Origin of the sequence: Mucilaginibacter gilvus (genome assembly GCF_004054195.1) — a bacterium.
Lineage (GTDB): Bacteria > Bacteroidota > Bacteroidia > Sphingobacteriales > Sphingobacteriaceae > Mucilaginibacter > Mucilaginibacter gilvus.
In genome coordinates this window covers 1-21,360 of sequence record NZ_SBIW01000003.1, presented here as the reverse complement: position 1 = coordinate 21,360, position 21,360 = coordinate 1, and the positions used below count along the sequence as shown (strand labels likewise).

The window sequence follows — 21,360 nt, the reverse complement described above, 5'->3', positions numbered from 1 at the left end:
GCTTTTTAGATTTTATTTGTTTGCTATTGGAAATACAGGAAATAACAGATCTGAATTGCTTACAAGGGCGATATGCTTACTATCCGGCGACCATGAAGGAGTGTTGATAGTACCCTGCCCACCATATAAATAAGCCACCACTTTTGATGGGCCACCAGCAGCCGGCATTACGCGGATATAAACGTGTTTGTAAAAAGGATGGTCGCCCGGGGCAACTTCGTTTTTGAGGAAGGTGATATATACTATCCACTTGCCATCGGGCGAAATATGCGGGAACCAGTTATTATAATCATCATTGGTGATCTGCGTTTGGTTGGTACCATCGGCGTCCATCCGCCAAACCTGCATCAAACCATTGCGTACCGAATTAAAGTAGATGTATTTGCCATCGGGCGTATACTCGGGGCCATCGTCGAGCCCCTTGGTCGTGGTTAGTCTTACTTCGGGGCCACCGTTTGAGGGGATGCGGTATACATCATACTCGCCACCACGCTCGCCGCAAAACACGAGGAACTTACCGTCGGGCGACCAGCCATGCATATAGCTTGCGCCAACGCCTTTGGTGGTAACCGCTTTGGCGGTACCGCCACCTATTGGTACCGTGTAACCGATAGACGGGCCGCCATCGCCGCTGCTGATGGTAAGCATTTTTCCATCGAAGGATATTACGTGATCGTTATTATTGTTTTTGGCGGGGTTGGTATTTAAGGCTACCGGGGTACTTGTGGCAATATCAAATTTATAGAGGGTACCATCGCTATTATATATTAAGGATTTGCCGTTCTTCATCCAGTTTGGTGCCTGTAGCGATTTTGGCGACTGGTAAACCACGCGGCTGTTCTGGGTGTTCATATCCAGCAATTCGATGGCGCTGCCGACGTATTTTTTATAGGGAACGAGGTCGGCTGGGGCCGGGGTGATAATACGGACATTGCTGTATAATACCTTTTCTACCTTATCGGCATTGTGGGCACATGCGTAAACACCTACATATACTTCATCGCCCAAATCCAGGTCAATTTTTTGCTCGGGGGCGAATACATCACCCTTTTTTGCTACCGACATATAATAGGTGCCGCCTTTTCTTTCCAGTTGTATTACATCCGCAGAGATAACGGCTGTCCTGTCTTCTGCGGTTTGCCCGCCGGTTACTTTGCGGTACTGCATAGCGGTAACGCCCATGCCATGTACCATTACGTTTACCTGTGCCGAATTTGTCTCAAGGGTTTTGCGTACCATCAAACCAAATTTACGGTTAGGCTCATCGCCGGCCAGGAAAGCACCGTTAGTGCGCAGGATAAAATCACCTTTTACCTTCTTCCATACAAAGTGAAATTCGTCATGGTCGTACCACATATCGGCACCCGAACCGGTGACTTCGTATTGCTGGGTTTTTGTATTGTAGGTAACTGTGCCTTTATGTTTGATGACGCCGATATCGGTGTGCCCGTCGAAGATCCCTAAAGGTTGGGATTGTGCATAAGTGGCGCAAGAAAACAGCATGGCAAGAAACACAGCTGCTGAAGGACAGGTTAATTTTTTCGACATTTAATTTTAGGTTAGCAATAATTGGTTTACTAAGTTATATATTCATTTGTAAAAAAGCCATCTAAAAAATTGCTTTTAAATAAAAAAAGGGCGTTTTAGCGCCCCTGTGTGTACTTTTTATGTTACGTAGTTAAAATAATATTAGGATTGGTTAAATGCAACACCCAACCCGTTACTTACCGGGTTTACCTGCCGTGATCTTCACCTTGCCGAAAACCGCTTTCTCCACTACATCCGCATTGTGCGAACAAACGAAGATGCCTACGTACACTTCATCGCCCAGGTCAAGATCTATCTTTTCTTCGGAGCCAAAAGCTTCGCCTTTATGCGCAACCGACATGATAAAGGTATTGCCCCGGCGCTCCAGCTGAATTACCTCCGCGAAAGTTTGTGTCAATTTTTGTTCTTCGGTAACCGCGCCCGTTGTTTTGCGGTATTGCAGCGAGGTGAGCCCGTCGCCGTGAACCACAGCATTTACGTGAGGGCTATTACCATCTAACGATTTGCGCACCATCAAACCAAACTTGCGATGCAGCTCGGTGCCTTTGCCAATAAAAGCCGCGTTGGTACGGATAGTGAAATCGCCTTTTATCTGCTTCCACACAAATTGGAACTCATCGGTATTGGCCCAGATATTGGTACCCGAGCCGCTAACGAGGTATTGATGATTTTTGGCATCGTATTTAACGTTGCCCTTATTTTTAACCGGGCCTACATCGCCGTGCCCATCAAAAATACCTGTAGATTTTGTTTGTGAGTAACCACTACCGGCAAACAGCACAGCTGCAAGCACCACGGTAAAAAAAAGCGTTATTTTATTGTACATCAGAATAAAAGGTTTACTATAATTGGTTTACTAAGGTATATATTCATTTGTAAAAAAGGACAAGTTTAAAATTGCGTTTAAATAAAAAAGAAGCTTTTAAACTCCTCTATGTGTAGTTTTTATGTTACACGGTAAAATAGTATTACGTTTTGTTAAATGGGTATATAGGGTAGCTTACTTAAAGGTTTTCTGATAAGTGAGCTTAACATCTGTAAAGGCCACCTTCTTTATTTTGTCGGGGATATGCGAGCAGATGAACAGGCCGAGGTACACCTCATCGCCCAAGTCGAGATCTATCTTTTTTGCCGGGCCGAAGGGCTGGCCTTTGTGCGATACGCGCATAGTATAGGTTTTGCCTTCGCGCTGTAATTCTAATACGTTAGCCGTCAATACATCAGTTCGCTGCTCGTAGGTAGAATCGGCTGCGGTTTTACGCCATTGCAATGATGATAATTTATTGCCATGCACCACCACATTCACCTGCGCCGAATTACCATCGAGGCTTTTGCGTGCCATCAACCCAAACTTGCCATACATATGTGTATTGGTGCCGATGAATGCGCCGTTTACCCGGAGGGTAAAATTTCCTTTTACTTTCTTCCAAACAAAATGCAACTCATCGGTAGTAAAAAATACATCCGCGCCCGAGCCGCTTACCACGTACTTTTTTGTTTTTGCATTGTAAGCTACATCGCCTTTCAGTTTTACCGGGCCCACATCAGATTGCGCATCAAAAATGCCTAAAGATCGGCTTTGCGAATTCGCGTTGATAACAAAAAACGTAGCTAACAGGAACGTTAACAGGAGAATCTTTTTTGAATACATAACGGTAGAATTTTGGTTTAGCAATATAATTAAATCATCGCCCCGGATCCAATTTCTGCCAAATAAAAAAGGGGCGCCAATGCACCCCTTTCCTTACTATGATAATGTTTCAGTTTATTCTGTAGCCAATATCCGCTTGCCGGTTTCAGGGCAATACACAGGTGCTGCCTCTACCTTTATAAATGGCGTAACATATTCCTTAATGAATTGCGCTTTAGAATCTTTGTATTGGCTCACCGCGCCTATCATGCTCATAAATTTGATATAGTAGAAAGCGGTATCAACCTGGTGCGGCTTAAAGCCAGAGCGTGCGCTCTTTGGGAACAAATGGTGATTGTTGTGCCATTCGCCGGCAACAAAGCCCGGCCATAACTGGTTAACCGACATATCCTTACGGTTATGATCTACCCCGTCGCGGCGTTTGTCTTCGCCTTTTCCGTGGCCTTCATAGTTAAAGGTACGTACGCCAACAGCCCAAAAGCCTGCGGCACCAAAAATAGCACAGCCTAAAGCTACACCACCTATTAAATAAAATATGGTGAACCAAAATGCCCAGTTGGCAATAACGCCTACTACCGCGTGAAAAGGATTGGCAACCGAACCCCATTTTTGGTACTGCGCGTAAGTATTTACCGATACGCCTGTATGTTTCATTAAAGTAACGCAGCGCTGGTATTCTTTTTCGTTCATGTTACGGTTGATGGGCTGATGGTTTGCATCGGCCAAAAAACAGTAAAGGAAACCGCCTTGTGCGTTGTATGGATCGCCGGGTTGATCAGATAAAGCGTGATGCACATGGTGCGATATCGCGTAGATCTCTTCCGGAATAATTTTAAGAGTAAGGTTTTGGGTGAAGAAACGCCAAAAGTTGTTTTTGAACTTATATGCGCCGTGGGTGCAATACCTATGGTACCAAATGGTGCCGTGGGTACCCATTACAACCATACTGTATAAGAAGGCGATGATCAGGCCTTTGATAGAAAAGTACTTAAAGATAAAGAACATCAGGAAAACTGATAATGTTACCACCATCATCCAGCTCATAAAAGAAAGCCAGTTCTTTTTGGTTTTGAAAATATTTAGTCTTGAGAAGAATTCTTTAAATATCTGGCTTGGTGTGGGTTTCGACAGGTTGCCGTTTTCGTCTTTCCAGCCGTACGAAGGTTGTTCTAATACATCATGGATGAATGCCATTAGGATCGGGAGGTTAGTTTATCAATTAGTTTATAAATACAACAGGGGTCGAATAAAGATACGGAAAAGTTTTGGATTAGGTTTCATAAACCGTTAAAAAAATTGAGAAATAATTAAATTCATAGTTAAAATGCTGTCCTATTGCAACATTTGTATGACATTGGCATTACAATTAAACTTCTCTATACTTTAACCGTCATTAACGCAGTTATTCACAGCTATGAGAAAATTCTTCCCCCTGTTATTGATCACTTTTACGCTTTTTACAAAAGCGTTTGCCCAACAGCCGCCACGCGCGGTTAGCGGTACGTTAATTGATAGCCTTGGCGCTGTACCGGGGATAACGGTGAAGTTAACTTCTGATAAAGACAGTATGCTGGTAGCCAGCGATGCCAAAGGCGCGTTCAGTTTCGGGGCGGTATTTTCTAAGAATTTTAAAATCACCATTACCGGTTTGGGCTACCAGCCCATCAGCCGCAAGTATGCGATGGACGATGGCAAAGCCGCTATCCGGTTAGATCCCATTAAGCTTACCGTGCAAACCAACGCATTGGGCCAGGTAACTATTACTGCCGCTATAGTACCCATTGTTATTAAAGAAGATACCATAGAATATAAGGCTGCGGCCTACCCCGTTCGGGCGGGTTCCACGGTAGATGAGGTGATCAAAAAACTCCCCGGTGTATCGGTAGATAAGGATGGCAACGTTACCGCGCAGGGCAAGCAGATAACCAAAGTGCGCGTAAACGGCAAAAACTACTTTAGCGGCGATGTGCAAACCGCCACCCAAAACCTGCCGGCAGATATTGTGGAGAATATACAAATTATAGACGATTACGGCGACCAGGCCAACCTCACGGGCATCAAAACCGGCGATCCGGAGAAGATCCTCAACATTACCATACAAAAGGGCAAACGCGTGGGCAAATTTGGGCAGAGCACCGTGGGTGCCGGTAACGATGGCCGCTACCTGGCGCGGTTCTCTGCCAACGCTTTTAAAGAGGATGAGCAGCTGGCACTTATCGGCACCGTTAATAATACCAATACAAACTCCTTTAACCTGGGTGCAGGCGGCGGCGGTGGTGGCCGGGCCGGCCGGAGCGGAGGAGGCGGTGCTGCAGCAGGCGGCGCCGTTAGTACGGCTAATGGTATCACTACCAATCGTTCATTAGGGTTTAATTATCGTAACGAATGGGGCAAAAAAATAAGCGCTTACGGCAGCTACAGCTTCGCCGATAGGGACAAGCTGAGCAGTACCACATCGCAAACGCAAAGCCAGTTTCAATCTGGCGCCATATTAAGCAACGATAACAGCAACAATAAAACGCATAACATAAACCACCGGTTCGATTTTAATATTGAATACCGGATAGATACGCTAAACTACCTGAAGATAAACCCAAGCTTTAGCTACAATTCATCAAACAATAACAGTACGGATGCATTCAGCAATACCCGTAACGATACAACCGTTAATGGTAACGAACTGGCGCTAACCAATTCTACCGCGCCGAGCGGTGGCATTAGTGTGCTGTATAACCATAAGTTTGCCAAAAAAGGGCGTAATTTCAGTATCAATACCAGCCTCAACTATTCAAAAAATACGCAGGACCTTAACGACCAGTACACTACCGAGCAGGCGGGGGTAACCACGCCGTTGTTCCAGCAGATTAACACCAACAATAGCTCTAACAGGTATAACATCGCCCTATCTTACACCGAACCATTGGGCAAAGGCAATTTTTTGGAGGCCAATTACAACCACAACTACAGCAATACCGATAACAACCGCCTCAATTACAATATAGACCCTACCACACTGGCACAAACCTATGTAGACTCGCTCAGCACCTTATATAACTATCAGTTCATCACCAACCGTTTTGGGCTGAACCTGCGCGGCGTAAAAACAAAGTATAACTATACCCTGGGGCTTGCCTTACAGCCGGCCTCGCTTAACGGCGAATCGCATAACTTTAGCACCACTACTCATACCTTTAATTACATCCCAACGGCAAGGTTTATTTATAATTTTAAACGCAACCACTCGCTGGCTATTAACTACACGGGCAGCAACAACCAGCCAGGCTTTACGCAGCTGCAGTTACAACCCGATTTCAGCAACCCGCAAAACCGCATCTATGGTAACCCCGATCTAAAGCCTGAGTTCAGCAATAACATCAGCCTGCGGTACAACCAGTTTGATATCACCAGCGGTAATTCGCTGTTTACCAATTTATCGTTCAATAGCACCCAGGATAAAATTGTGACCAACAGCAAACCCATTACCATAATAACAACTACCACCAGCACGGCGCGCAACAACACCGTACAGGAAACCCGCTACTTAAATACCGATGGCTTTTACTCGGCCAGCGGTAACTACGCCTACTCTAAACCCTTTGCCAACCGTAAGCTTACCGTTACGCTAAACGGAGGCGCCAACTTTAACAACAACATCAGTTACCTTAACGACGAGCGCAACATTGGCAAAAACTGGGTATTTAACCAGGGCGCCCGCATCCGGATAGATATAGACAGCCTGATGGATACCGAAGTAAGCGGCAATTACAGCATCAATACCACCCATTACAGCCTGCCATCATTCATCAGTACCGATGCCAAAACCTGGACGCTGGGACTGGACGGCCGCAACTACTTTTTTAAAAACTGGATCCTTGGCTACAACCTCACCCAAACGCTTAACAAAGGCTTTAGCAGCACCGTTAAGGCAAACCCTACCCTGCTGAGTACCTATGTAGAATACCAGTTTTTAAAAGGCAATATCGGCGCGCTGCGTTTTCAGGCATACGACCTGTTTAATCAAAACACCGGTGTATCCCGCAGTGTAAGCGGCAACCAGATCATTGATACGCGCACCAACCGTTTGGGCCGTTATTTTATGCTGACGTTTGCCTTGCGCCTGCAAAAATTTGCCAGCAGCGCCGGGCGTAACCGCCAGGGCGGTGGTGGCGGCAGACGGGCCGGTCGTGGTGAAGGCGGCGGCGGTGGTGGCAGGCCGGAGTAAATAATGTGGTAAAGGAGGCGCCTGCGGTTCCAGGATACTGGTGCTGATTCATCACCGCTCTTACGTACGACCTCTATCACGAACAACAATGGACATATCTTTTTTTACTATTTTTAGCCCATGTTAAACCATGAGCAAAAGTTCCCGTCGAAGAAAGGATTTGTTATTTATATCCCCCTGATTATTTTGTTTATTGTTGAGGTTGGCTATATTGCCGGGGGGATGTATATTGGCGCTGTATTGGTTTTTGCGGTAATGTCGGCCATGTTTTTTCCGGTGTTCTTTAATACTTATTACGCCATCAGTACAGATGGCATCCTAAGGGTAAAATGTGGTATGTTCTTTAACACCAAGGTAGCCATTAGCAGTATCACCAGGGTAGAAAACACGCGGACAGTATTAAGCGCCCCGGCCTTATCTACCAACAGGATAGAGATATTTTATAACAAATTCGATTCGGTGATCATTTCGCCGGAGGCTAAAGCCGTTTTTGTGGCCGAATTACAAAAGATAAACCCAGGCATCCGGTACCAAAACTAACGATAACCTGAACCAGGATAATGTGATAAAGATGAACGGCGAACCGCTTGCCTGCCTAATTATTATCCGCGCGATTATTACCGAAAAGGGGCACCTTGATTTTTATTAAAAGAAAAAGAACCTGTTTATGTTTAAAAACTACCTATTTACAGCAGCAGCGATACTGATAGCCATTACCTGCCAAGCGCAGGAAACCAAGTTAAAAACCAGCCATTTAACAGATTCTATTGACGAGGTTTGCCATGTGCTTAAAAGTAATAAGCATATAAAGGATGGCTTGTACCAAGCGGTTTATAATAAGATTACCCCTGTAGCATCTGGTAATTATGATAACGATAAAAAGGTTGGTACCTGGCGCTTTTATAATACGCACGGCCAGGTGCAGCAGGTTTATGATTATGATAAAAAAAAAATAGCATACGAGGCACCGGAGACAGAAGCTTCTAACCTGCGGTATTTTGCCGATATTGAGATTGATAGTACTGATGTAATAACCAAACCAATAAAAGTTGGCGGCAGGTATTATGGTTACATCCCCTACCTGCAACTGTTTACCCTCCCTGATGATCTTAAGTATATAGACCCGTCAAGATTTAACGCGCAGGTAGAACTGCTGATAAGCCCCTTGGGCAGGCTTGCCTATTATTGGGTGCGCCTAAACAGCGATAGCGGTTACGAAAGGGTTATACACATGAATACCAACTTACCCAACGAAGATGATAAGATATTTACGCCCTGCACAAAAAATGGCCAGCCAATTGCCTGCCGCATTATCATCACCGCCCGCATAACTGATGAGGGACACCTCGATTTTTTGATGAGATAAAAAAGGCGCACAACACCAATGCTGCGCGCCTAAACTATCTTTTAAATTTTCGGATTCGAATTTCCTACTTTGAACTTTCTACTTTCTACTTCTTAGTGGCTGTGATGGCCATCCGGGCCGTGTGCGTGGCCGTGAGAAAGTTCTTCGGGCGTTGCAGGGCGAACGTTTAATATCTCGCCTTTAAAGTGCAGTTCCTGGCCGGCCATAGGGTGGTTAAGGTCTACAATTACCGAATCTTCGGTAACCGATACTACCTGGCCCTGGAAACGGTTGCCGTTATTATCCTGCAAAGGCAATACTTCGCCAATTTGCGGCACATCGGCACCCTGAAACATTTCTTTTGGCAAATTAGCTACTGCCTCTTCGTCAAATTCGCCGTAGCCTTCCGCTGCCGCGATACGAAAATCATAAGTATCACCGGTTGATAAGGTGCTTAAGTTCTCTTCAAATTTTGGTATCATCTGCCCAGCGCCAAACAAAAAAGTTAATGGCTGTTCCTGTGTTGCGCTTTCTGCCAGCCCTTCGCTGCCATCTTCTTGCTTAACATACAAATCGTATGTTAATGATACTACGTGTTGTTGTTCAATTTTCATTATAATGATTATTCGTTAACGATTCTTAAGTTTAAGGTTAAAAGCTAAAAGCTCTTTATTTTACCTTCTACTTTCCACTTTAAACTTCCCCTAATAAAGGAATCAGTTATTTATTTGTTTTAGCGCATTTGCCGTATTTTCAACAGGCAGGCTGCAGGTTTTATCCTTGCAGATGTAGATGCGGGTAGTGCTTTCAAACTTATCCGTCAGCAAAGGTAATGTTCCTTTTTTACCGCCCAATATTATTTTATTAGGGATGTAGTTTTGCTCCATCTGTTTACGCAGGCTTTCGTAGTTATCACCGGTGATGGCTACCTCGTAGATACCAAAGATCTCGTCCAGCAAAAGGGCCGTCCAGTTGCCGTAGGCGGTGCTGTACTTGGCCAGGTGCGGCACTATGTTACGCAGCATTTGCGCCGAGATCTCGTGGTATTCCTCCTGATCGAAGAACAGCCCCAGCTTTTTAAGGTTGCGCGCCATAACCGAATTAGAGGCAGGCATCACCCCATCCATGATCTCCGATTTACGGGCGATGAGGTGCTGGTCGTCATCGGCGGTGTAATAAAACATGCCGAGGTGTTTATCGTAATAATGCAGGATGGCGTAATCGGCGATGCCTTTAGCAGTAATAAGCCAGTGCTCATCAAAAGTAACCTCGTACAGGGCTATCAAGGCATCAGTAATATTGGCGTAATCATCCAGGAAGGTGGCTATCGGTTCATGGTCGCCATTGGGCAATAGTACCGGTTCTTTAAAGATCCGCAGCAGTTTATCGCCGGAGAGCAGTTTATTGGTCAGGAACCCGGCATTCTTTAAAGCCAGGTCTAAATAGGCAGGCTCATCAAAGGCGCGGTAGGCATCGCACAGCCCTTTCAGCATCAGGCCGTTCCACGAGGCTAATATTTTATTATCCAGCCCCGGGCGTATGCGCACACTTCGTGCTTCAAAAATCTTTTGGCGCGAGGCGTTGATCCGGTTTAGCAAATCATCTACCTGCAAACCCAGTATGGCTGCCATTTCCTCATCACCTTCCCTGCGGAAGAAAACGTTGGAATGTTCCTCCTCCCAGTTGCCGGCATCGGTAACGTGGTAGTAAATGCAAAACAGATCCGCCTCGTCACCCAATATCTCCTCAATTTCGGCTTTTGTAAATATGTAAAACTTACCTTCTTTGCCATCGCTATCGGCATCCAGTGCCGAATAAAAGCCAAACTCGGGCGAGGTAAGTTCGCGCGTAACAAAGCTGATAATTTCATCGGCGATGGTTTTATATAATGGGTCCGGGTGCCAGGTGTAGGCTTCGGCGTATAGACTAAGCAACTGGCCATTATCGTACAGCATCTTTTCGAAATGCGGCACATGCCATACGCCATCCACCGCGTAGCGGGCAAAGCCGCCGCCAATATGGTCGTAAATACCACCGAAGGCCATTTTGTGGAGGGTGAGTTTTACAAAATCCGCTACAGCATCGTCCTGCATTAGATGAGCGTAACGCATCAAAAACAGCGAATTATTCGGCATCGGGAACTTTGGTGCGCCGCCAAAGCCGCCTTCCTCCTCGTCGAAATAGCGTTTCCAGGTTTTCAGGATAGGCTCAAAATCAGCCTTGCTGTATTCGGGCTGCTCCTGCACAAAGGCAACAGATTCATATTGTTTAATGCCATCCGTTAATCGCACGGCGTAATCTTCGGCTTCGTCAGGCTTAGTTTTGTAGAAATCGGCCAGGTTAAAGAGCAGGCTCGTCCAGTCGTTTTTTCGGAAGTAGGTGCCGCCGTAGATGGGCCTTTGGTCGGGCAGGCAGATGCAGTTGAGTGGCCATCCTCCCCTTCCGCTCATCAGTTGTACGGCGCTCATGTAGATCTGGTCAACATCCGGGCGTTCCTCCCTATCCACCTTAATGCACACAAAATACTCGTTCATTACGGCCGCCACGGCCTCATCCTCAAAGCTTTCGTGCTCCATTACATGGCACCAATGACATGCAGAATAACCGATACTTACGAGGATAAGTTTGTTCTCCTGTTTGGCCTTATGCAAAGCCTCCGGCCCCCAGGGGTACCAGTTAACCGGGTTGTTGGCGTGTTGCAGTAAATATGGAGAGGTGGAATTGGCGAGGCGGTTCATAAACGATAGATGTTTGTGCAAAGATAATAGGCTGAGGGGGGAATTGTTTGAGAATACCCTGCTTATCTTAAATACTGAGTAGACCGGGCATCAATAATGCCCTCTTAAAGAATATACGTTTATAGTATCGTCAACAACATCGTAAACAATTCGATGCTCGTTGGTGATGCGTCTCGACCATTTACCTGAAAGATTGTGCTTAAGAGCTTCTGGCTTTCCGATGCCCTCGAAAGGATGCTGCTGCATATCGGCAAAAAGCTGTTGAATTTTCTTTTGGATGATTTTGTTGCCCGATTTTTTCCAATATTCAAAATCGCGTTCGGCTTTCTCGTATAAATCTATTTCCATAGATTGTCAACATCAACCCGAAGCCCCTTTTTTCCTTCTTTTCGCGCTTGCTCGCCTTTTTGTATTTCAGCTACAAAAGCAGGGTCATATGGAGACTCGCCTGTTTCAAATGCAACATTTAATGCTTTGGCAACAGCCTTTAAAGCATTTAGTTGTTTTTTGGTTTGGGGGTGCAGTATCATTGTTTCCATAAACAAAAATATCAATAAATCTTCAAATAATCGTCCGGTGAAAGTCGAAATCGAGGCCAAAATATAATTTGAACCACCTCATTAAATCTTAACTTCACACCATAGTATTTATATGTCAGTCACCAAACTCAAATACGCCAGGCTCATTATGCTGCTGGCCGCCGCTTACAATATCTTTTGGGGATTGGTGATCTCTGCCTATCCGCAGATACTGCTTTTCGGCAACCCGCCAACGGATTTCCTGCTCATTATTCTGCGTTGCGTGGGTATGCTGGTGGGCGTTTATGGCATTGCTTACTACTTCGCATCGCGCGATCCGGTGGCCTACTGGCCGCTGATATTGGTAGGCTGGATAGGCAAACTGCTGGGGCCTATCGGGTCGGTTTATTACATTGTGCTGGGCAAGCTTTCGCCCGCCTTTTTTTGGGTAAATGTGTGGAACGATATTATCTGGCTGTTGCCCTTTGGCTGGATAATTTATACGGCGGTAAAGAAAAGGTTGCCCAATTAGCTATATTTGCCTTGTGAAATTTCTTTGCATCCTTTTTTCGGTATATGTGCTACTGCTTTCGGTAAGGCCCTACTGTGCCGACGACTGTATTGCAAAATCCATCAGCAAAAAAGAAATAGCCGGCCAAAACTCAAAACCCGGTAACAACTGCCAGGGTTGCTCTCCATTCTTTTCCTGCGGTACTTGTGTCGGTTTCACGCTTGCCAAACCGGTTGTAAATGTCGGGCGCACCGCAACCGAAATTACCGTCGAGCATAATTCCACGTATAAACAGCCCGCGCTAAAGCCGGTGATGCTTTCCATCTGGCAACCGCCGCAATTAAATTAATACAGCAAAAAAGCCATAAAGGCTATCATCGTATTAATTTAACACCAACATTTTCCATGAAAAAATTCATCGTGCTCATCGCAGCACTGCTTTATACCGCTACAGCTTATTCGCAAAATACTTTTAAAGCTACCATTAAAGATGCCAAAACCAACCAGCCGCTGGTTGGCGCTACCGCCCTGCTGCAAGGTGCCGGAAAAGGCGCGTCGTCAGATACATCAGGGTTGATTATGATACCCAATATCCCGAACGGGAAGCAGGTTTTTGTATTCCGTTACATCGGCTATCAAACGTTTACCGATACTTTAGATTTTCCTCTTTTACAAACAGAGCCGCTGATCATCTCGCTAACTCCCCAGGGTAAAGGCGACGGTGAGGAACTGGAAGAAGTAGTGATAGGCGCTACCCGCAGCAGCCGCACTATCGCCAATATCCCCACTCGTTTAGAGGTGATAGCCGGGGAAGAGATAGACGAGAAAGGCAATATGAAACCCGGCGACATCCGTATGATACTGGCCGAAAGCACCGGCATCCAAACTCAGCAAACATCCGCTACCAGCGGCAATGCCAGCATCCGCATCCAGGGGCTTGATGGCAAATACACGCAAATTATCCGCGATGGGTTCTCGCTGTATTCCGGCTTTTCGGGTGGCCTGGGCCTGCTGCAAATTGCCCCGCTGGATCTGAAACAGGTGGAAGTGATCAAAGGCTCTTCCTCTACCCTTTACGGCGGTGGCGCTATCGCAGGGCTGGTTAACCTGGTATCAAAAGTACCAACCAATGAACGGCAGCTTAGCTTTTTACTCAACGGCACATCGGCCCGGGGCCTGGACGCAAGCGGATTTTATGCCGAAAAATTCAAAAAAACAGGGCTTACCGTTTATGCGGCATACAACCACGGTTCGCCATACGATCCGGCCGATATCGACCTTACCGCTATCCCTAAATACAACCGCTTTACACTCAACCCAAAGCTGTTCCTCTATCTAACGGATAAAACCGACCTCAATATCGGCATCAACAGCACCCTAGAAAACCGCGTAGGCGGCGATCTGCATTACATTGAGGGAGACGGCGACGCGCAGCACACCTATTTCGAACAAAACAAAACAAGCCGCCACAGCAGCCAGGCGACGTTAAATACTCGTTTAAACGATAAGGAAACACTACAGTTTAAAAACAGCGTCAGCTATTTTAACCGTACCATCAACCTGCCCGATTATACCTTTTCGGGTGTGCAGCTTTCTACCTACAGCGAGGCCAACTACACCTACAAAAGCGCCAAAACAGATTGGGTTGCCGGTATTAATTACCTCAGCGACAACTTCAGCGAGGACAAAACCAGCAGCTTTGCCCTGCGTAGTTACGATTACAAAACTATTGGCGTTTTTGTGCAGAACACCTGGGATATTAGCGATAAATTCATCCTCGAATCAGGCCTGCGGGGCGATCATCATAACCGATATGGTTTCTTTTTTTTGCCGCGGATCTCGGGTTTGTGGAAGATAGGTCCGCAGGTTTCTACCAGGCTGGGTGGCGGGCTGGGTTACAAAGCGCCAAACGTTTTTACAGAAGATGCCGAACGCATCCAGTTTCGCAACGTGTTACCGGTTGATGTGGCCAACACCCGTGCCGAACGCTCTTACGGTGCTAATTACGATATAAATTACCGCACCGGCTTATTCAACAACCGGGTAAGTTTCAGCATCAACCAGTTATTTTTTTATACGCGGGTGGAGCATCCTATCCTGCTTACGGCATTGCCTAACGGCAACCTGCAATACCAGCAGCCCCCCGGCGACCTGAACACCAAGGGAACCGAAACCAATATGAAGCTCACCTACAACAATTTTAAGCTTTTTATGGGTTATACCTTCGCGCATGTTACGCAGCATACGGGCAACACCATTAGCACCTATCCGTTGGTATCTAAACACCGGCTGAATAACGTTTTGCTGTATGAGATCCCGGAGAAACTGAAGATAGGTTTGGAGGCTTACTATTTTAGTCCGCAATTGCTAAATGATGGCAAAACCGGCAAAAGCTACTGGACCACCGGGTTGATGGCCGAAAAAATATGGGAGCGGTTCTCGCTGTTCATCAATTTTGAAAACCTGACAGATACGCGGCAAACCAAGTTTGATACCATTTATACTGGCACAGTTACCAACCCGGTTTTTAGGGATATATACGCCCCGCTGGATGGCTTTGTAGTGAATGGGGGGATAAAATTCAAACTTTAAAATACTCCTGTGACCAGGCTAAAGGTTTTCTAACAAACATGGTGGAAAACCTTTAGCCTTTAACCTTTCACCTTTAACCCCAAATTCCTTAATTTCGCCTTTTAAGAAAAGAGGAACAGGATTTGGATTATTTAGCTGGGTTAAACCCCGAACAAAAGGCCGCCGTACTGCAAATAAAAGGCCCGGTGATGATCATCGCTGGCGCAGGCTCGGGCAAAACACGCGTTATTACTTACCGGGTTGCCCACCTAATCCGCAGCAGGGTAGATTCGTTTAACATACTGGTACTTACTTTTACCAACAAGGCAGCGCGCGAAATGCGCGAGCGGATCAACCATATTTGCGGCCCCGAAGCCAAAAACATTTGGATGGGTACCTTCCACTCGGTTTTTGCAAAATTACTTAGGGTGGAGGCCGACAAAATTGGCTACCCAAGCAACTTCACCATTTACGATACCGACGACAGCAAGAGCGTTCTGCGCGCCATTTTGAAAGAAATGAACCTGGACGATAAGCTGTACGCCGTAAACTTTGTGCTCAATCGCATCTCGGCGGCCAAAAATAATTTAATTAGCTGGCAAGCCTATCAAAAAGACGAACAAATACAGTCCGAAGATCATGCGAACAGGCGCGATCTGCTTGGCAAAGTATACGAAACCTATGCACAAAGGTGCTACCGTGCAGGGGCAATGGATTTCGACGATCTGCTTTTTAAAACCAATGAGCTATTAAGAGACCACCCGGATGTAACAAACAAATACCAGCACAAATTTAAGTATATCATGGTAGATGAGTACCAGGATACCAATCGTTCGCAATACATGATCGTAAAGCGCCTCGCTGCCGTGAACGAGAACATTTGCGTGGTAGGCGATGATGCGCAGAGCATCTACGCCTTCCGTGGGGCAAACATCCAAAACATCCTCAATTTTGAGAAGGATTACCCGGACCTGAAAGTGTTTAAGCTGGAGCAGAACTACCGCTCTACCCAAAACATTGTAAATGTTGCCAACAGCATCATCTCCAACAACAAGGAACAGCTAAAGAAAAACGTTTTCTCCGAAAAAGAAGCGGGTGACAGAATTAAAATAATGCGCGCCTTCAGCGATAACGAGGAAGGCAAAATGGTGGCCGATACCATTATGCAGGATCGCAGCACCAACGGCATGAAATGGCACGATTTCGCCATCTTGTACCGTACCAACGCGCAGTCCCGTTCCATGGAGGAGGCCTTGCGTAAGCTCAACATCCCCTATAAAATATACGGCGGCTTGTCCTTTTATCAGCGTAAAGAGATCAAGGATCTGATCGCTTACTTCCGCCTCACCTTTAACCCCAATGATGAGGAAGCGCTTAAACGCGTTATCAATTACCCAAAACGTGGCATTGGTGATACAACGGTAGACAGGATAATTGTAGCGGCGGATAAGAACAACATCACTCCTTTTGAGGTGGTATTGCAGCCCAACTACTACATTGAAAAAGCACCGGCATCTTTATCAGCCTTCGCGGCCATGATACAGAGTTTCCAGGTATTGGCTAAAAACCAAAGCGCTTACGAGGCTGCTCTGTATATCGCGCAGCATTCGGGCTTATTAAAGGACTTGTACGTAGATAAATCTATAGAAGGTGTTAACCGGTACGAAAATATCCAGGAACTGCTGAACGGTATCAAAGAATTTTCGGAACGGGAAGATATTGAAGAAAAAGGCCTCGACGTTTTCATGCAGGACATCGCGCTTTTAACCAATGATGATAAGGACAAGAATAAGGATGCCGATACGGTATCGCTCATGACCATCCACTCCTCCAAAGGGCTGGAGTTTCCGCAGGTATTTGTGGTTGGGCTGGAAGAAAACCTTTTCCCATCGCAAATGTCGCTCAACTCGCGCAGCGACCTGGAGGAAGAACGCCGCCTGTTTTATGTGGCTGTTACCCGTGCCGAGCGAAAGCTCAGCATCAGCTATGCTACCTCTCGTTTTAAGTTCGGTACGCTGATCAATTGCGAGCCAAGCCGCTTTTTGGATGAGATAGATGCCAAATACCTCGAACTGGATTTTTCGGCAAAACCACAGCAATCAAGCTCATTTTTTGATGACGAGCGCAACGCATGGAGCCGTAAGGATACCAATACTAAAACCGACGCTTATAAACCGAAGCCAGCTACTACCCCGCCACCTGTTAAAACAACATCAATACTGGCCAAGGCACATGTGGTATCCAACGATTTTAAAATATCTGATACTTCTAATCTGCAAGTGGGTATGCAGGTAGAGCACGAACGCTTTGGTTTTGGCAAGGTAATTAACCTGGAGGGAAACAAGCCGGATGTTAAAGCGACAATTTTCTTTAAGGAAATAGGGCAGAAACAGTTATTGTTGAAATTCGCGAAACTGAGTATCATAAACGGGATAGAGTAACCTTTTTTCCCATTGTTTGTAGAAGTAATTCCACAACTTTTTTCATGCACGCTTAACATTGTGTTAATACCACGCAATGAGGGCACTTTTTAATTAATGGCATTGGGTTTGGTTAGTAGTTAATACCCTTTTCCCTTTAATTAATTTTTTATGTACATGACGAGCGAAACTATAAAGAAGAAGACAAACAAATCGGCCGGTAAAAACATCCGCACTTTACGCCACGAACGTAGCTGGAGCCAGGAAGATGTTGCAAACCGTTTAGGCATTTCTATCCCTGCCTTCTCAAAAATTGAAACCGGTGTTACCGATATCAATTTATCAAGGCTGGAGCAGATAGCCAACATTTTTGAAGTAAGCGTGGTAAACCTGCTTTCGTTAGAATATGTGGAAGAGCCGAGCAACCAGGATGTAAGCCTGAACATTATCCAGAAAAAACTACTGGATAGAGAAACCGAAATTACCAACCTGCAGCGTAAGGTGATTTTGCTTTATGAAGAACTGCTGAGCAAGAACCACGTGTCGTAATCCGAACCCTGCCATTACATAACTGTTTGGTAAACAAAACAGTTACTTTTTTATAGACAGTATTTGAATTTCACTTTATTTAAATTAATTAAGCAGCACTTAACGAATTTAAACGAGGTGAAATTTTTGCGTTTATTTACGCACTCTTATGCAAACAGGCAGCTTGCTTAGTTAATTGGACAAATAATTGTAATAGACATAGCGTAACCAAAAGAAAGCGTATGTCTAACTACATGATATCTATAGCCAACACCGATGCTTTAAAAACGGGCACCATCCACGATCCGCGCAGCAAACTAAAAGTGAAAGCGTTTGACATGTTACGTGCCAAGTTTAACCCGTGTAAGGGCGAAGTGAGTTTTTTTGTAACCGCAGGTAACCAAACCCTGGCGTTTGAAACCGAGGGCTATCAGAGGCACAGGCAACTGCTTATTTTACAAATGATATCGAGATACTGTGTATACTTGGGCCTTTTAGAGGCGCAGATCCATAGCTCGTGGCCTGCTTTAAGCTAATTCCTCCTTGGCTTAAAACACCGTTTTACCGCTATCGTTAAGCATTTCGCTCATCTCGATGATCTTCTGGTCGATATCTGATACGCATTTATCCATCATTTTGATGCATTCCTTTTCATCAACCAAACCTTCTTTCTCCAGGTTCATTAAACCACGCAGCGTGGCTATAGGCCCCCGTATCTGGTGCGACAGGTAGGAGGAGTATTCCGAGAGTTTTCTATTTTTTATCTGGAGATCTTTGGTGCGTTCATCAATAATTTCTTCGAGGTGATGGTTCACCCGGTCGAGGTTGTCTTTTTGTTTAGATACCTCTTCATTCAGTTCGGTAAGCTGCACATTGGTTTTTGCCTTACTTTTTACGTTACCCACCAGTAGCGCTATCACTACCAGCAAAAGCCCTGCAACCACGGTTACAGCCCAAAACTTTATCCTGTCGTTTTGCTGGCGCAGAATGATGGCATCTTTCTCGCGCTGTGTAGCAGCCTGTTTATACTGCTCCTGCAGCATATTTATCTGGGTAGACTCGTTAGAACTATGGATTAGGCTATCCTGGCGGAAGATGAGCTGCAGATAAAACAGCGCCTGTTCGTAATTCTTCCGTTTAGATTCCAGCTGATAAATAATGTAATTATAATCGTTGGTGAGCTTATCGTCTTTTAATACTTTGGCGTAGGCCTGCCCTTCGGTAACAACGCGGCTGGCATCATCAAACTTGCCCTGCGCTATGTAAAGCGCCGCGAGCGTAAGGTTTGTACTGGCCACGGGTTTGTTCAGGTCGCGCTCTTTACCTGCTTTGTTGGCGGCAAGCAGCAGCTTTTCGGCCATATCAAAATTATGCAGGTTGTAGTATATCACCCCCCTGTTTTGCAGCACCTGCACCAGGTTAATGGAGTCGCCGAGCGAAGAGAACATCACATTACTTTTATCGTAATAGGTAAGCGCCTGGCTGTAGCTTTTGTTGCGGTAATACACGTTGCCAATGTTCATGTAAAGCGCGGCCTTTAAATCGTTGTCGTTTAGGTTTTGCGCAATGCCTAATGCGGAGTTGAGGTACTCCAGCGCTTTATCTTTATTATTATCCAGGTAAAGGTTGCCTATGTTATTGAGTACTTTGGCCTGGCTGCGAAGGTCGTTGATGCTTTTAAAAACATCGAGAGCCTTGAGGTAACTATCAATGGCTTTGCCGGCCTGGTTAAGGTAATAATTGCCTATACCCATAACCCTGTAAGCCTCGCCTATGCCCCGGTTGTAATTTAGCTCCCGGGCAAGCGCCAGGGCCTTATCTGCAACTTCTATGGTTTGCTCGGGGCTGGTGTAACGGTTGTCTAAGGCTTGTTTAGTTAATTTTATAACCTCCGTAGTATCCCTTGCACTAATAGCCGCTGATACGGTATTAACTCCTACCGAACAACTAATAAGTAATACCGTTACCAGGGCATAAATTTTATTCATTTGTGGCTCTATACGTTGAAATGTGGTGAAAGTTATAAAATAAATAGTAAGTATGAATGAATGTGTTAAATTTAGGAAAAAATGAGATAAAAAAAATTTAAATACTTTCTTGATAATTAAAAAACATAAGTATATTTGTGTTGTTTAATTAATTGAATAACAATAAGTTATAAACTTAGTGTTACAAGATTGTTGTGAGAAAAAAGTTACCATATCTGCCAATTTAAATTATAAACCACTGGTTACAAGCTGCAAAAACGCGGCTTAAACCTGCTAATAATTAACAATTGCCGCAGAGTTAATTTTTAATACTACTTAACCCATAAATAAAATGAGAAAAATCTGCCTTGCTGCCCTTATCCTTTTATCCGGAATCATCACATCGTGCATAAAAAGCAGCACCGTTACCGCTATGGATGTATTTTTAAAACCATCGGTAGGTGTACGGAAAGATATAGGCACAGCAGATTAATTTACTTAACCAGCAATCATAACATGAAAAAGATATTTATCGCAGCATTATTCTTAGCAACAGGCATCATTGTATCATGCACAAAAGAAATGATCCCTCAAACTGCTACAGCAACTACTGTAGAACACAATACATCACCGTTCATCAAAGATATTGGCACCGCTGATTAAGCAAAAAAACACCCCAAAGAATTAATAACATAAACAGATAATCACAACCCATAACAAAATATAATCATGAAAAAAGTAATCGTAGCAACAGCATTAATACTAACAACAGGCATCGTATCAGCATTCACCATGGCAACCCCGGTAAATCGCGATACCACTACCACCAAACCATCAACCAAAAAAGACATTGGCCAGGCTGATACCAAAAAAGACATCGGACAGGCTGATACTAAAAAAGATATCGGTCAGGCAGACTAATTAATACCAATACCCCAAAGCGAATTAATAACATAAACAGATAATCACAACCCCTAACAAAATATAATCATGAAAAAAGTAATCGTAGCAGCAGCATTAATATTAACAACAGGCGTAGTATCAGCATTCACTATAGCTACCCCGGTAAAACGCGATACCACTACCACCAAACCATCAACCAAAAAAGACATTGGCCAGGCTGATACCAAAAAAGACATCGGACAGGCTGATACTAAAAAAGACATCGGTCAGGCTGACTAATTATAAGCGTTCAGCATAAACAACAACAAACAGTTTAAATAATCACAACCCCTAACAAAATATAATCATGAAAAAAGTAATCGTAGCAGCAGCATTAATATTAACAACAGGCGTAGTATCAGCATTCACTATAGCTACCCCGGTAAAACGCGATACCAC

Annotated in this window: 22 protein-coding genes; 13 read left to right on the top strand and 9 right to left on the bottom strand. The window is 45.0% G+C overall.

All coding sequences use genetic code 11. The features are described 5' to 3' along the window. Positions 1-12: 12 nt before the first annotated feature. The 4 genes from EPL05_RS06145 to EPL05_RS06130 form a co-directional block, all read right to left on the bottom strand. Positions 13-1,548 carry a TolB family protein gene (locus EPL05_RS06145; protein WP_128533085.1) on the bottom strand — a complete coding sequence of 512 codons (1,536 nt, stop codon included), beginning with the start codon at positions 1,546-1,548 and terminating at the stop codon, positions 13-15. A gap of 172 nt (positions 1,549-1,720) precedes the next feature. Beyond that, on the bottom strand, positions 1,721-2,374 hold the full coding sequence (locus tag EPL05_RS06140) for a hypothetical protein (protein WP_128533084.1): 654 nt from the start codon (positions 2,372-2,374) through the stop codon (positions 1,721-1,723). A 174-nt stretch (positions 2,375-2,548) separates the two neighbouring features. Further along, positions 2,549-3,199 (bottom strand): hypothetical protein, encoded by a 651-nt coding sequence (locus tag EPL05_RS06135; RefSeq protein ID WP_128533083.1) that lies wholly within the window; start codon positions 3,197-3,199, stop codon positions 2,549-2,551. Positions 3,200-3,313: 114 nt separating this feature from the next. Beyond that, the gene (locus EPL05_RS06130) at positions 3,314-4,393 is read right to left on the bottom strand and encodes a fatty acid desaturase (protein ID WP_128533082.1); all 1,080 of its coding nucleotides are present in this window, start codon (positions 4,391-4,393) and stop codon (positions 3,314-3,316) included. Positions 4,394-4,613: 220 nt separating this feature from the next. Here EPL05_RS06130 and EPL05_RS06125 point away from each other — a divergent pair, with 220 nt between their 5' ends. The 3 genes from EPL05_RS06125 to EPL05_RS06115 all read left to right on the top strand — a co-directional run bounded on the left by EPL05_RS06125 (position 4,614) and on the right by EPL05_RS06115 (position 8,787). Beyond that, complete coding sequence (locus tag EPL05_RS06125; protein WP_128533081.1) at positions 4,614-7,421, top strand: TonB-dependent receptor; 2,808 nt, start codon at positions 4,614-4,616, stop codon at positions 7,419-7,421. Positions 7,422-7,541: 120 nt separating this feature from the next. Further along, positions 7,542-7,961 carry a PH domain-containing protein gene (locus EPL05_RS06120; protein ID WP_128533080.1) on the top strand — a complete coding sequence of 140 codons (420 nt, stop codon included), beginning with the start codon at positions 7,542-7,544 and terminating at the stop codon, positions 7,959-7,961. Between the two features lie 127 nt (positions 7,962-8,088). Next, the gene (locus tag EPL05_RS06115; protein WP_128533079.1) at positions 8,089-8,787 is read left to right on the top strand and encodes a toxin-antitoxin system YwqK family antitoxin; all 699 of its coding nucleotides are present in this window, start codon (positions 8,089-8,091) and stop codon (positions 8,785-8,787) included. Positions 8,788-8,879: 92 nt separating this feature from the next. Here the strand turns inward: EPL05_RS06115 and EPL05_RS06110 are convergent, their stop codons facing one another. From EPL05_RS06110 to EPL05_RS06095, 4 genes are all read right to left on the bottom strand, one after another. Next, on the bottom strand, positions 8,880-9,380 hold the full coding sequence (locus tag EPL05_RS06110) for an FKBP-type peptidyl-prolyl cis-trans isomerase (protein ID WP_128533078.1): 501 nt from the start codon (positions 9,378-9,380) through the stop codon (positions 8,880-8,882). Between the two features lie 102 nt (positions 9,381-9,482). Then, positions 9,483-11,504 carry a thioredoxin domain-containing protein gene (locus EPL05_RS06105; RefSeq protein WP_128533077.1) on the bottom strand — a complete coding sequence of 674 codons (2,022 nt, stop codon included), beginning with the start codon at positions 11,502-11,504 and terminating at the stop codon, positions 9,483-9,485. A gap of 90 nt (positions 11,505-11,594) precedes the next feature. Further along, positions 11,595-11,852, bottom strand: coding sequence for a Txe/YoeB family addiction module toxin (locus EPL05_RS06100; RefSeq protein ID WP_128533076.1), 258 nt, complete (start codon positions 11,850-11,852; stop codon positions 11,595-11,597). Then, positions 11,843-12,043 (bottom strand): DUF2683 family protein, encoded by a 201-nt coding sequence (locus EPL05_RS06095; RefSeq protein WP_128533075.1) that lies wholly within the window; start codon positions 12,041-12,043, stop codon positions 11,843-11,845. Before EPL05_RS06095 ends, EPL05_RS06100 begins: the two co-directional genes overlap by 10 nt. Positions 12,044-12,155: 112 nt before the next feature. On the opposite strand from EPL05_RS06095, the gene EPL05_RS06090 reads away from it, so the two are divergent. From EPL05_RS06090 to EPL05_RS06065, 6 genes are all read left to right on the top strand, one after another. Further along, a complete protein-coding gene (locus tag EPL05_RS06090) occupies positions 12,156-12,554 on the top strand; it encodes a hypothetical protein (protein WP_208394686.1) in 399 nt (132 codons plus the stop codon). 13 nt (positions 12,555-12,567) lie between these two features. After that, a complete protein-coding gene (locus EPL05_RS06085) occupies positions 12,568-12,882 on the top strand; it encodes a hypothetical protein (protein WP_128533074.1) in 315 nt (104 codons plus the stop codon). Between the two features lie 56 nt (positions 12,883-12,938). Continuing rightward, positions 12,939-15,125: a TonB-dependent receptor gene (locus tag EPL05_RS06080; protein WP_128533073.1), complete on the top strand. Its 2,187-nt coding sequence runs from the start codon at positions 12,939-12,941 to the stop codon at positions 15,123-15,125. A gap of 122 nt (positions 15,126-15,247) precedes the next feature. Next, positions 15,248-17,545: an ATP-dependent helicase gene (locus EPL05_RS06075; RefSeq protein WP_128533072.1), complete on the top strand. Its 2,298-nt coding sequence runs from the start codon at positions 15,248-15,250 to the stop codon at positions 17,543-17,545. A gap of 156 nt (positions 17,546-17,701) precedes the next feature. Further along, on the top strand, positions 17,702-18,073 hold the full coding sequence (locus tag EPL05_RS06070; protein WP_128533071.1) for a helix-turn-helix domain-containing protein: 372 nt from the start codon (positions 17,702-17,704) through the stop codon (positions 18,071-18,073). A 221-nt stretch (positions 18,074-18,294) separates the two neighbouring features. After that, positions 18,295-18,588 carry a hypothetical protein gene (locus tag EPL05_RS06065; RefSeq protein ID WP_128533070.1) on the top strand — a complete coding sequence of 98 codons (294 nt, stop codon included), beginning with the start codon at positions 18,295-18,297 and terminating at the stop codon, positions 18,586-18,588. Between the two features lie 12 nt (positions 18,589-18,600). Here the strand turns inward: EPL05_RS06065 and EPL05_RS06060 are convergent, their stop codons facing one another. Continuing rightward, positions 18,601-20,040 (bottom strand): tetratricopeptide repeat protein, encoded by a 1,440-nt coding sequence (locus EPL05_RS06060; protein ID WP_128533069.1) that lies wholly within the window; start codon positions 20,038-20,040, stop codon positions 18,601-18,603. Positions 20,041-20,371: 331 nt separating this feature from the next. Between EPL05_RS06060 and EPL05_RS23915 the strand changes: the two genes are divergently transcribed. From EPL05_RS23915 to EPL05_RS06050, 4 genes are all read left to right on the top strand, one after another. After that, positions 20,372-20,512, top strand: coding sequence for a hypothetical protein (locus EPL05_RS23915; protein WP_166727647.1), 141 nt, complete (start codon positions 20,372-20,374; stop codon positions 20,510-20,512). A gap of 23 nt (positions 20,513-20,535) precedes the next feature. Continuing rightward, positions 20,536-20,682, top strand: a complete 147-nt coding sequence (locus EPL05_RS23910; RefSeq protein ID WP_166727646.1) for a hypothetical protein — start codon at positions 20,536-20,538, stop codon at positions 20,680-20,682. Between the two features lie 66 nt (positions 20,683-20,748). Next, the gene (locus EPL05_RS06055; protein WP_128533068.1) at positions 20,749-20,940 is read left to right on the top strand and encodes a hypothetical protein; all 192 of its coding nucleotides are present in this window, start codon (positions 20,749-20,751) and stop codon (positions 20,938-20,940) included. Between the two features lie 69 nt (positions 20,941-21,009). Next, positions 21,010-21,201: a hypothetical protein gene (locus EPL05_RS06050; RefSeq protein WP_128531458.1), complete on the top strand. Its 192-nt coding sequence runs from the start codon at positions 21,010-21,012 to the stop codon at positions 21,199-21,201. Positions 21,202-21,360: the final 159 nt, after the last annotated feature.

Excerpts from the sequence above, each read along its gene's own strand:
- EPL05_RS06110 (WP_128533078.1), bottom strand. The coding sequence starts at position 9,380 with ATGAAAATTGAACAACAACACGTAGTATCATTAACATACGATTTGTAT.
- EPL05_RS06050 (WP_128531458.1), top strand. The coding sequence starts at position 21,010 with ATGAAAAAAGTAATCGTAGCAGCAGCATTAATATTAACAACAGGCGTA.
- EPL05_RS06145 (WP_128533085.1), bottom strand. The coding sequence starts at position 1,548 with ATGTCGAAAAAATTAACCTGTCCTTCAGCAGCTGTGTTTCTTGCCATG.
- EPL05_RS06090 (WP_208394686.1), top strand. The coding sequence starts at position 12,156 with ATGTCAGTCACCAAACTCAAATACGCCAGGCTCATTATGCTGCTGGCC.
- EPL05_RS06125 (WP_128533081.1), top strand. The coding sequence starts at position 4,614 with ATGAGAAAATTCTTCCCCCTGTTATTGATCACTTTTACGCTTTTTACA.
- EPL05_RS23910 (WP_166727646.1), top strand. The coding sequence starts at position 20,536 with ATGAAAAAGATATTTATCGCAGCATTATTCTTAGCAACAGGCATCATT.
- EPL05_RS06135 (WP_128533083.1), bottom strand. The coding sequence starts at position 3,199 with ATGTATTCAAAAAAGATTCTCCTGTTAACGTTCCTGTTAGCTACGTTT.
- EPL05_RS06105 (WP_128533077.1), bottom strand. The coding sequence starts at position 11,504 with ATGAACCGCCTCGCCAATTCCACCTCTCCATATTTACTGCAACACGCC.
- EPL05_RS23915 (WP_166727647.1), top strand. The coding sequence starts at position 20,372 with ATGAGAAAAATCTGCCTTGCTGCCCTTATCCTTTTATCCGGAATCATC.
- EPL05_RS06095 (WP_128533075.1), bottom strand. The coding sequence starts at position 12,043 with ATGGAAACAATGATACTGCACCCCCAAACCAAAAAACAACTAAATGCT.
- EPL05_RS06070 (WP_128533071.1), top strand. The coding sequence starts at position 17,702 with ATGACGAGCGAAACTATAAAGAAGAAGACAAACAAATCGGCCGGTAAA.
- EPL05_RS06080 (WP_128533073.1), top strand. The coding sequence starts at position 12,939 with ATGAAAAAATTCATCGTGCTCATCGCAGCACTGCTTTATACCGCTACA.
- EPL05_RS06065 (WP_128533070.1), top strand. The coding sequence starts at position 18,295 with ATGTCTAACTACATGATATCTATAGCCAACACCGATGCTTTAAAAACG.
- EPL05_RS06120 (WP_128533080.1), top strand. The coding sequence starts at position 7,542 with ATGTTAAACCATGAGCAAAAGTTCCCGTCGAAGAAAGGATTTGTTATT.
- EPL05_RS06060 (WP_128533069.1), bottom strand. The coding sequence starts at position 20,040 with ATGAATAAAATTTATGCCCTGGTAACGGTATTACTTATTAGTTGTTCG.
- EPL05_RS06130 (WP_128533082.1), bottom strand. The coding sequence starts at position 4,393 with ATGGCATTCATCCATGATGTATTAGAACAACCTTCGTACGGCTGGAAA.
- EPL05_RS06100 (WP_128533076.1), bottom strand. The coding sequence starts at position 11,852 with ATGGAAATAGATTTATACGAGAAAGCCGAACGCGATTTTGAATATTGG.
- EPL05_RS06115 (WP_128533079.1), top strand. The coding sequence starts at position 8,089 with ATGTTTAAAAACTACCTATTTACAGCAGCAGCGATACTGATAGCCATT.
- EPL05_RS06140 (WP_128533084.1), bottom strand. The coding sequence starts at position 2,374 with ATGTACAATAAAATAACGCTTTTTTTTACCGTGGTGCTTGCAGCTGTG.
- EPL05_RS06055 (WP_128533068.1), top strand. The coding sequence starts at position 20,749 with ATGAAAAAAGTAATCGTAGCAACAGCATTAATACTAACAACAGGCATC.